General features: G+C 27.4%; 8 protein-coding genes. 1 reads left to right on the forward strand and 7 read right to left on the reverse strand.

Annotated elements, in window-relative coordinates; genetic code table 11:
* Positions 1-10: 10 nt before the first annotated feature.
* The 7 genes from B4J88_RS09575 to B4J88_RS09605 form a co-directional block, all read right to left on the reverse strand.
* Positions 11-451, reverse strand: a complete 441-nt coding sequence (locus tag B4J88_RS09575) for a hypothetical protein (protein WP_291067440.1) — start codon at positions 449-451, stop codon at positions 11-13.
* Between the two features lie 345 nt (positions 452-796).
* Positions 797-1,435 carry a hypothetical protein gene (locus B4J88_RS09580; protein ID WP_291067442.1) on the reverse strand — a complete coding sequence of 213 codons (639 nt, stop codon included), beginning with the start codon at positions 1,433-1,435 and terminating at the stop codon, positions 797-799.
* Positions 1,436-1,682: 247 nt separating this feature from the next.
* Positions 1,683-2,168: a hypothetical protein gene (locus B4J88_RS09585; RefSeq protein ID WP_291067444.1), complete on the reverse strand. Its 486-nt coding sequence runs from the start codon at positions 2,166-2,168 to the stop codon at positions 1,683-1,685.
* 356 nt (positions 2,169-2,524) lie between these two features.
* Positions 2,525-3,502 carry a phage exclusion protein Lit family protein gene (locus B4J88_RS09590; RefSeq protein WP_291067446.1) on the reverse strand — a complete coding sequence of 326 codons (978 nt, stop codon included), beginning with the start codon at positions 3,500-3,502 and terminating at the stop codon, positions 2,525-2,527.
* Between the two features lie 227 nt (positions 3,503-3,729).
* Positions 3,730-3,933 (reverse strand): hypothetical protein, encoded by a 204-nt coding sequence (locus B4J88_RS09595; protein WP_291067448.1) that lies wholly within the window; start codon positions 3,931-3,933, stop codon positions 3,730-3,732.
* Entirely contained in the window at positions 3,934-4,440 is a 507-nt protein-coding gene (locus B4J88_RS09600; RefSeq protein WP_291067450.1) for a hypothetical protein, read from the reverse strand.
* A gap of 1 nt (position 4,441) precedes the next feature.
* The gene (locus tag B4J88_RS09605; protein WP_291067452.1) at positions 4,442-6,004 is read right to left on the reverse strand and encodes an AAA family ATPase; all 1,563 of its coding nucleotides are present in this window, start codon (positions 6,002-6,004) and stop codon (positions 4,442-4,444) included.
* A 212-nt stretch (positions 6,005-6,216) separates the two neighbouring features.
* On the opposite strand from B4J88_RS09605, the gene B4J88_RS09610 reads away from it, so the two are divergent.
* Positions 6,217-6,432 carry a hypothetical protein gene (locus B4J88_RS09610; protein WP_291067454.1) on the forward strand — a complete coding sequence of 72 codons (216 nt, stop codon included), beginning with the start codon at positions 6,217-6,219 and terminating at the stop codon, positions 6,430-6,432.
* Positions 6,433-8,253 lie beyond the last annotated feature (1,821 nt).

Below are 8,253 nucleotides of genomic sequence, written 5' to 3' on the forward strand. Positions count from 1 at the left end.
TTATCTTATCTTATCTTATCTGTCTGACCTGAATTTCATCATCAACATCCTCAACCTTCATGTAATAAGAACCACCTTTACGGTATATGATGACGTCAGGCATGTATGCGTAATGGTAGGTGTAAGCATAAGATGCCTGTTGCCAAATACTTCCATTCATCATTTTAAAAATGGTTTCACCTTCCCAACCCTCGAACTCACCATCAATTTTTGTTTCTATTACTTGTCCAGTAAAATTAGTTCCGCTTTCTGTATAACCTCGTCCGATTGTTCCTTTGTCGTCAAAGTGCTCAACATTAGATAGTTTTTCTTCAAACTCAGAATTTTCATTTTCGAGTTCCGAAATATTTGATTTTGCCTCATTTAATTCGGTTTCAAGGTCATCAACTTGCGAATTAAGATTATTTATTTTATTTTGTCCTGAAATCAATAATGAAATTCCAGTAATCATAAAGACTACAGCCAGTACAATTATTATCCTCTGTTTATTACTCATTTTTGAATGTTCTATTTAGCTTTTTTCAACCTATTTGCGATATCTAGTTGGATGCACTTGCAGGTAACATCATAATTTATTAAGTAAAATATAGTTAAGTTTTGTAAAAAATAGACCTATATCGTCATTTCATAAAATTCCAAACATACAACAACCATTTTACATAAAATTACGGTTTCCCGCAAAAACAAAAAACCTCCTTAAAATCACTTCTAAAGAGGTTGTTAGTTAATACTATTTTGTGTTTTTGTACCTAAATTGAGGTTGTGCAACAGTTACATATATTGTGCGGAGTTTTCTTTAGATTTTTTTCATTATACCTATAATAAATGTTCTATTAAGTAAATTACTTTTATACACATAGGTATTGGCATCAATTAATTTTATAATTTCGACATTTATTTTTTCACCAAGTAAATATTTATATTCTTCTTTACTTACTTCAAGATATGTTAAAATATAAGAGTTTGGTTTCACCCACTCAATATTATATTTACTGACTTCACCTTGAAATTCTTCTATTTGAAAATTTTCTGTTCTGTAAATATTGACATCTTTATAATTTAAATCTCCATATTGAAAGTTACCAGTTCTAAATTTTTTCAATTCATCGAATTCAGTTTCATTTATATGTGCATCTTTTAAATTGGTATTAATAAAAGTAAAAATTTGATCATAACAATTGTTCTTAAGATCTGTTTCAGGGTAATATTCTATATTTTTTCTATATTCTATAATTTGACTTATAATTTCTTTATTTTGATAGATTGATTTTTCTGGCAGTACTTTGACAAGGCTAGTTTTACCACTATTATCTACACAAAAGTTTAGAGTCAAATATTCAATATCATTCTTGACATCATCTAAGTAAAATTCAGTTTGCATTTGCGCAAATGAATTGATATTAAAAAGAATTAATAAGTAAAAATACTTTTTCACGTAATTTCGGTTTAAAATTTCGCACAATATTGTTATTTCGATAAGCTAATATAGCATGCATTTATTAAAAAACATCTATATTCATAAAATCAACCTCAAATATACAAACAAAACTACATTGTATACTTTATTGTGTAAACAAAAAACCTCCCTAAAATCAATTTAAAAGAGGTTGTTATTTATACTATTTTGTGTTTTTGAAACTAAAATTGGAGTTGTGTAGCAGTTGTTGTTAGTAGTCTTTTTATCACTCTAATGTTGTTTTTATATCTTTTATAATCTCTTTTAATGCGTCATTTAAAGAGTTTGTAACAATTAATGTATATTCTGATTCAATCATTATTTGGTTTGTCACTCTGTCTAAACTAAAAAAAACGTTTTTGTCAATTATTTGAGCTATTTTTTTATTTTTCCCATCGAAGAAACCATTACTATGTGCAATTAAATTTCTAATCAATCTTAGCTCTTCTAATTTTTGCCATTCAATTGTTTCTTTAATGTCGAAATCGAAGCAATAGATTAAATATTTTCTAAACGAATCTAAAGTATTTTCTCCTCTAAAGTCATTATACTTTAGTTTATTTTGTTTGTGCTCATTAATAGATTCGCACAAGCTTCTTAATGTTAGCTCAAAGTTTGTGAACAGTTGTAAAATAGAAAGATACTCGATGTCGTTTGGATAATAAATATTAAAGTCTATTAGTAAGGCTGGAAAATGTGTTTCATCTTCCATCAAATCTTTTTTGGTATAACCTTTAGCTTGTATGTTAAGTTGATCCTTAAATCTAGTAATTGAATTAAAAATGAAGTTTCTTAAAATGAAATGATTATTATTTTTTTCAATAAAATAATGTTCAAGATTTTGTAAATACGATTGGAATTTGTGGTTCATAGGATTGTATGCAATGGCACGCGGTATGACAAAGTGCTGGCTTGAACTGAGCGAATGTTCAATTCAGACTGAATCTGAGCCAAAGCTGTGAGCCTTTTGGTAAATTTAATAAAAAAAACAAAAGCAAACAGTTTTTGGCGGCAAAATAGGTGATAAGTTCAATTTTGTACTTAACCCCGCATTTCGCCAATACAATGTTAGGCGTTCGTGTTTTGTCTTTTTATTTGTTTAATTACGTCATAATAAGATTCCTTTTCAGTTAAATCTTGACTAATATTTATTTCTAAATTGAATTGTTCAGCCCATAATTTTATTCCTACTAATGCTATTCCCCAACAAGGTGTATCATCACTTAAATTCATTTGTTCAAGGGCTGAAGTCAACCTATCCTCTGTATTAGGATGTTTTATACTTGATGTTGAAGACCTGAAAAAAAACATTGAAAGTATTCCTATGGTCACGCCAACGGTTATACCTAATTCATTAATTTTTGTAGGCATAATTCCTTTTTTTAATAATTCGATTGCTTCAAAATCCGCTTCTTTTTCAAATTCGATAAAATGGGAGTCTTCTAGCTTTTGAGAATTAATAATATCAATATGTTTAATTGCATGAATGTATTCATGACATAATATAAACATTATGGCATGAGTATAAAATATGTTCGGTTGCTCAATGAAATCTCTTTCCTCTGCTTTGTATATTTCTGGATTTGGTAAGTTTTCTTTATCCCAAGGAACATAATCAACTATTAAAGATTTTGCATAAGCAAATAAATCTATTGCTTTATCAATTTTTTCTTGTTCAACTTTATATTTTTCAAAACCAGCTAATGCATTACATTTTGGAAAATCTACTTCTTCTAAATATAGTGTGTAGATACTATTCGAAATGCACCATAAATACGAAAGGAAGGTTTCATGAAGCAATATTTTTTTATCATGATTTCTAATTTTTGGAGTAAATTTAATATGTTCATCTCCGTAAATTATATCCAATTTATCGGACAAACCATGTATATCAATAGCTTTCTTTAATTCAATTACAAAAGTTGGGTGTACCATATGAAACATATACACGTTCATATAATGTAATACTCTTATCGGCTGATTACCAAAATGATATTTTTCTTTGTAATGATTTATTATGCCCTCAGTTTGACTTAACCAATTCATATGTGTACAATTTTAACATGACGCCTAACGGGCCGCGTATTGGCGATAGTGGCGGATTAGAAAGCCTAAACTTTTAATTTTGTACTAAGCTAAGCAACAGCCTTTTATTATTTTCTAAATTTATGAAAAAAGGAAATATAAATGGCTGTTGCGACAAAAAAAGGAGAAACTTTCAATTTCTCCCTTATCCCGCCATTTCGCCAATACGATGTTATGTGAAGTAATATTTATTTTAAAAAATGTTCAAAAATATAAGAACTTACAAGCGATGTTAAAACACCTACAATAAAACTTATAATCATACTTTCTTTTCTAACTTTTTTTATTAGTTCAGAATTATCTATATGTGAATTTTTATTTTGACTAGTGTTATTCGAATTTGAAATTGTACTACCTCCAGTCGCTACTTGTGAATTTTTTGCTTTATCCATTTAATTGTTATTTGATTCATTGATTTGAGATCCATTCATTGCAACTTGTGATTGAATGATGAAATTAGTTTGTTGTTTGTTATTTAGAATTGAATTTGCGTCATCTTTATCAAGTACTTTAATTTGTTGATTTTTATAATTTATAAAGTCATTGTTACATACAAAATTTTGAAAATTTTGTTTAGAATAAACTATTAAGTCTTTATTGTTTAATGTTGAATGACATAGTTCTATAAATTTCGTTTCCTTGCAAGTGATATTTGATAAGTCAACATCTATTTTCTCAAATCTAGCTGGCTGATAACTCATTAGTTCTAACCAGGTTTTAATTATATCTGCATTGTTTTCTATTGATCTATAGATATCTATTATTTCACTTTTTTTATCTTTTGCAACCTTATATTGAGTACCACTATTGGTAAATACGAAAAGTATATCTCGTAGGTATATTTTTTCTTCTTCATCAATATTTTCTAATAAATCCGGACTTACAGTGAATATCGGCATACTAATCTTGATTTTTTAAAAACTCAACAGTGTCATCATATAAATCTCCGCCATAAAAATCAATTGGCCATTCAAAAAATCCTTTTTCTTCAATTTTTAGAACATTTATAGATCCACTTGTTTTTTCAGTTTGGGGATTAAAAAGACAAATTGAAACATCTTCTGAACGTACCTTTCCTTCTGAAATTCTTCTCCTCAATCTTTTTAATAAATATTCACTATGTGTTTCAATTATTAGTTTTTTATTTTTTGAGTTCAATACAATATCAATAAATAAATCAGCTAGATCAGCTTGCATTTTTGGATGAAGATGTATTTCAGGTTGTTCAATTATTGTTGTTGAATCATTTCCTGAAAGAAATCCTTGAATTATAACTGGTAACACTTGAGATATTCCAAATCCCACATCCGTAATATCTAAATTTAAATTATTTTGATTAACCTTCAGATGATGTACTACTTCCTTAAATTCCTCAACATTTACAGACAAATTAAAATTTGTCAACCAGTTATTTACTTTACTTTTTAAAGAACTATTTTCTTTTAAAACATCTGCTACAGCATCGCCATCTAATGTGTCTAACGTAATATTAATTTTTGCTTTATCAAGCATATAATATCTTTTTGGATGGGCTCTTAATGGACTTACATAATTTATATGTCTATCACTGAACTCATTGACTGCTATATTTAATGCTTTTCTAATTATATAGGAAAAAACAGATGTACTTGTGATTTTTAGTTCTGTCTTTTTAGCAAATAAATTAAAAATGGTATTATTAGAATCTACCGTTTTAAGTAATTCATCATTTTCATTTTGATCAAATCTTATAAAATCTGAATTAAATTCATTTAAATCTTTATTATAGCTTATTATAATTTTATCATTGTGAAGTAGTTTGAATTCTCTATTTATCAGTTTATTTTTATTATAACCAATAAGATATTTAAATTGAAACTCGTCACTTTTAATAGAATTTGAAATTTTTTCTAGTGCGTTATAAACCTTTATTAGATTAGATTTATTTTCTTGTTTTAATTCATCAATTTTTATATTACCATTACTAGATAAGAACCATCGAATTTCTTTGATAAAATCTTGTACAGACCCATCTTTAGAAATTATTTTTATGTATGCATCAATTAAATCTTCAAAATCACTTTTATTTTTAATTTCTTTGTTTCTTAGTTCCAAAAATGCTTTAATAGGTAAATATTTTGGAATTCTTGAAAATGTTTCAGTATAATCTTTTAATAACTCTTGCTTTAAAAATTCTTTTAAGCTTTTGTCATTGATTTTAAATCCAATTTCAATATCTTTTGTGTGATCTTGTTTTCTAAATAAATTTTTAGAATCACCTAGATTAACATAACCTCCATATAGTTTTAGAGCTGATTTGTATGATTTGTAATCTTCTTTACTAGTTTGTTGCAGTAATAGTAATAATTGAATAATTGAGCTTTTACCAACGCTATTGGCACCTAAAAAAATTGTTAGAGGTTTTATCGGTATATGAGCATTTTCAAAAGCTTTATAATCCTTAATTGATAATTCTTGAATCATTAGTATTTATTAGTATTGTTGGTTATTAATTTCACATAACATTGTTTTTTTACGAAACTACTATAGTTTTAGTTTCGTAAAAAATCTGCTATATCTCCATTCCGTAAAACAACATCAAATATACAAACAAAACTACATAGTATCCCTTGTTGTGTAAAATATTATTTATGTTATATAATAATGTAAATTAGTATTTTACAAAAAATGATAATATGAAGTATTTCTATTTTATCATTGTATTATCTACTACCTTATTGATTGGGTGCAAGAAAGAAGAGGAACAGATTAATGAATTGTGTCTCTATAAACTAGAAAATACATTGCTGACAAATGATTCTTTACAACAAGAATTATTAAAAATGCAAGAAGAGATTGACTTGTTTCAAGAAAAAATAGAAATTGCAAGACAATTAACAGAAATTGAATAAAATAAATGCTCCAATTGAAGCATTTTATATTCTATATATTTATAATTTTAAAAAAATCATATAATTTTAATTCCCTAGATGTACATATTTTTTCTAGTGTTAATATAGGTATGTTATATTCTATGTAATCTATATCTTGAGAAGCTTTTTTTATTTTTCTTACAATACTTTCTTCAATATTATGTTCATCAGCAAACTTTCTTTGTGATTCAGAATTTATTATCCAATTATAATATATGTATTTACATATACGTCTATTTACGCTATCCATTATAGCAAATTAAGAGTAGTGTATAAAATAATTGCGGTCGATAGTGCGCAATTAAAAAAGTATTACTATATTTGTTTACAGATAGTTAAAATATAAAGTAAAATACTTTGATCTCGCTTTTGAAAACTGGTAATTTTTATAGCAACGAGAAAATAAGTAGATTTGCTCACGACCTAGGCGTGAGTCATTTTCTATTGTTCCATATGGTATGCCAGTACCTCTATTCGGATTTGTAAGTTCCACGCCTTTTTTTTGGTCATTACTTCCATTACAAATAGCACTGAACTTCATATAATAAATATACTTGGTTTTATTCCTCTACAAATCAAGTAAAATACACTCTCTATAATATGTATTTCTTATAATAGAAATGCACAGACGGTTATTCGATTCTACTAGAATTGAAAAGTGATAGAAATAAATTTCTCAATACTTCGAAATGACAGAATATTAGAGAAATTATGTGTTAAAAAGTGTTAAATTCCTGTATCGGTGTATATCGAAAATGACACTTTTCTGTATCGGTTGTGTATCCGCGCTGTATCCATTCTGTATCCATTGTATATGCGTTCCGTATGGTTTGTTCGTGGTTCGTGTATCGGAAGGGATAAGGATTTTAGATTTACGAGGTGGGATTTAGGATGTAAAAAGTACAGATTAGATGTTAGATATGAGAATTGAGATTTTAGAGTTGTACGATGTAAAAAGTACAATGTATTATGTATTTGAAAAAGGATTATGAAAACGTCATATGATTTGGAGGCGAGTGTCAAAAAGTTGAAGAGAATGGTTAAAATGTTTTACTGTTTGCGTAGCAAATGATTTAAAATATTGAATGGCTGAAACTTATTTTGACCGTCGAAAATCAAAGACAAGAGTTTTTTGATTACTTTTTTGCTCATAAAAAAGTGATAGAAAGATTTCTCGATACCTCGAAATGACATATTAGATGCGATTCTGAGACAAGCCCAGAATGACAAAATTTGTTGTTAAAAAGTGAACTTGAGTATTAATAAGAATAAAAACGTAAAACGTTAAGCGTAAAACTTATAACGCAAAAAGATAAAACCCCTTTCCCCAAAACAAAGTTGGCGCGATGTACAGGAAAAGGAGTGGATTTTAAAACAAATGTTGAATTAAAAAACTAATGTAAAATTATGAAAGAGTAAACAGATTCACACTCTATCCCCCGAAGACAACACAAAGAGTATAAATGATCTTCATAAAGTAATTAGTGTTAATTTTTAGTTTTCATTTATTAATGTAATTTTTAAAACTTGTCGGAGGGGGAATTTTGGGTGTAACTTAAAAAGTAGTATAAAAACAGTATTTATTCATTTTTTCCTTGATGAAAAAACGAACCAAAAAAATCAAGTCTGTGCTTACAAGTCGGTCAATAACGGCTATTCGATAAATGCTTTAGAACATTCGCATATGAAATGCGAACATAAATCATTTTTAACGCTCTTTACGCCGAATTGACACTCGACTTTTCAGCAATGACGGTTTATAAATTCATTGTTAAAAAAGGATTTGAATATTAATAAGAA

Origin of the sequence: Empedobacter sp. UBA5036, assembly GCF_002415215.1 — a bacterium.
Classification (GTDB): Bacteria; Bacteroidota; Bacteroidia; order Flavobacteriales; family Weeksellaceae; genus Empedobacter; species Empedobacter falsenii_B.

Bases quoted from the DNA above. Each gene is read 5' to 3' on its own strand.
- B4J88_RS09610 (WP_291067454.1), top strand. From the start codon at position 6,217: ATGAAGTATTTCTATTTTATCATTGTATTATCTACTACCTTATTGATT.
- B4J88_RS09595 (WP_291067448.1), bottom strand. From the start codon at position 3,933: ATGGATAAAGCAAAAAATTCACAAGTAGCGACTGGAGGTAGTACAATT.
- B4J88_RS09600 (WP_291067450.1), bottom strand. From the start codon at position 4,440: ATGCCGATATTCACTGTAAGTCCGGATTTATTAGAAAATATTGATGAA.
- B4J88_RS09575 (WP_291067440.1), bottom strand. From the start codon at position 451: ATGATTACTGGAATTTCATTATTGATTTCAGGACAAAATAAAATAAAT.
- B4J88_RS09605 (WP_291067452.1), bottom strand. From the start codon at position 6,004: ATGATTCAAGAATTATCAATTAAGGATTATAAAGCTTTTGAAAATGCT.
- B4J88_RS09590 (WP_291067446.1), bottom strand. From the start codon at position 3,502: ATGAATTGGTTAAGTCAAACTGAGGGCATAATAAATCATTACAAAGAA.
- B4J88_RS09585 (WP_291067444.1), bottom strand. From the start codon at position 2,168: ATGGAAGATGAAACACATTTTCCAGCCTTACTAATAGACTTTAATATT.